Here is a 1,792-nt window from a genome sequence, read left to right on the forward strand (position 1 = left end):
GCCGAGAAGCGCGTGCGCAAGACCCGCGCCCCAAAGACCCCGACCGCCGACGCCGCCGCAGCGCCGGCCGAGCGCGCGCCCGAGATGGCGCCGCCGCTCCCGCTGCCGCCGGTCGCGGCCGAACGCGCACCCGCTCCCGCGGCGCCCCCTGCTCCCTCACCGTCCCAGGACGGAGGCGGCCCGGGCGATGCCCCGCCGCAGGCGCAGGGTGGCGGCCAGCACGATGGCGGCGAGCAGCGCGACGGCAACCGCTTCAACAACAACCGCCGCGACCGCTTCCGCAACCGCCGCGAGCGGAATCGCGACCGCCAGGGCCACGACGGCATGCCGCAGGACGGCAATGGCGGGGGGCAGGAGCAGTTCGTGCCGCGTGCGATGCCGAACGTGCCGGAAGGCTTCCCCCAGTATTCGCTGGGCGACCTCAAGCGCATGCCCGCGCCCAAGCTGCTGGACATCGCCGAGCAACTGAACATCCAGGAAGGCGTCGCCCGCGCCCGCAAGCAGGACGTCATCTTCGCCCTGCTGAAGGTGCTGACCCGCCACGGTGAAGGCGTCGCCGCCGACGGCGTGCTGGAAATCCTGCCGGACGGCTTCGGCTTCCTGCGCGCGGCCGAGGCCAGCTACCTGGCCGGCCCGGACGACGTCTACATCAGCCCCAGCCAGATCCGCCGCTTCAACCTGCGCACCGGCGACCACCTGGCCGGCCGCATCCGCTGGCCGAAGGACGGTGAGCGCTACTTCGCGCTGTCGACCATCGACACGATCAACGGCGAACCGCTGGAAGCGTCGAAGAACAAGGTGCTGTTCGAGAACCTGACCCCGCTGTTTCCGCGCCGCCGCTTCACGCTGGAGCGCGGCAACGGTTCGTCGGAAGACATCGCCGGCCGCATCCTCGACCTGATGGCGCCGCAGGGCAAGGGCCAGCGCGCGCTGATCGTGTCGCCGCCCAAGGCCGGCAAGACGATCATGATGCAGCAGATCGCCACCGCCATCACGACCAACCACCCCGACGTGCACCTGATCGTGCTGCTGGTGGACGAGCGTCCGGAAGAAGTGACCGAAATGCAGCGCACCGTGCGCGGCGAAGTGGTGTCTTCGACCTTCGACGAACCGGCCGCCCGCCACGTGCASGTSGCCGAGATGGTGATCGAGCGCGCCAAGCGCCTGGTCGAGCWCAAGAAGGACGTGGTGATCMTGCTSGACTCGATCACCCGCCTSGCCCGCGCCTACAACAACGTCGTGCCCAGCTCCGGCAAGGTGCTGACCGGCGGCGTGGACGCCAACGCCCTGCACCGCCCSAAGCGCTTCYTSGGCGCCGCGCGCAACGTSGARGAAGGCGGCTCGCTGACCATCATCGSCACCGCGCTGGTCGAGACGGGCAGCAAGATGGACGAGGTGATCTACGAAGAGTTCAAGGGCACCGGCAACAGCGAAGTGCACCTGAACCGCCGCATCACCGAGAAGCGCGTCTATCCGGCCATCGACATCAACCGCTCCGGCACGCGCCGCGAGGACCTGCTGATCGAACCGGAACTGCYGCAGAAGATCTGGATCCTGCGCAAGCTGCTGCATCCGATGGACGAGATCGCCGCGATGGAATTCCTGCTGGACAAGATGAAGAACACCAAGTCCAACGACGAGTTCTTCAGCTCGATGAAGCGCTGATCCGGCGCGTCGTCCAAGAAAAAGCCCCGCGATGCGGGGCTTTTTCGTTGGGCGAGGCTTGCGTCCTGCAGACCTGTCTCTTCCATCGCGGCCTGCTGCAGGCCGCACGGTGGATCAGGATGCCGAT

Annotated in this window: 1 protein-coding gene; it reads left to right on the forward strand. The window is 68.3% G+C overall.

Annotated elements, in window-relative coordinates; genetic code table 11:
• Positions 1 to 1,665, forward strand: a 1,665-nt coding sequence (rho, locus tag AC04L7_RS17970) for a transcription termination factor Rho (protein ID WP_475513604.1), incomplete at its 5' end; no start/stop codon positions are given.
• Between the last annotated feature and the right edge of the window lie 127 nt (positions 1,666 to 1,792).

Source organism: Pseudoxanthomonas sp. LjRoot204_2 (assembly GCF_056175765.1).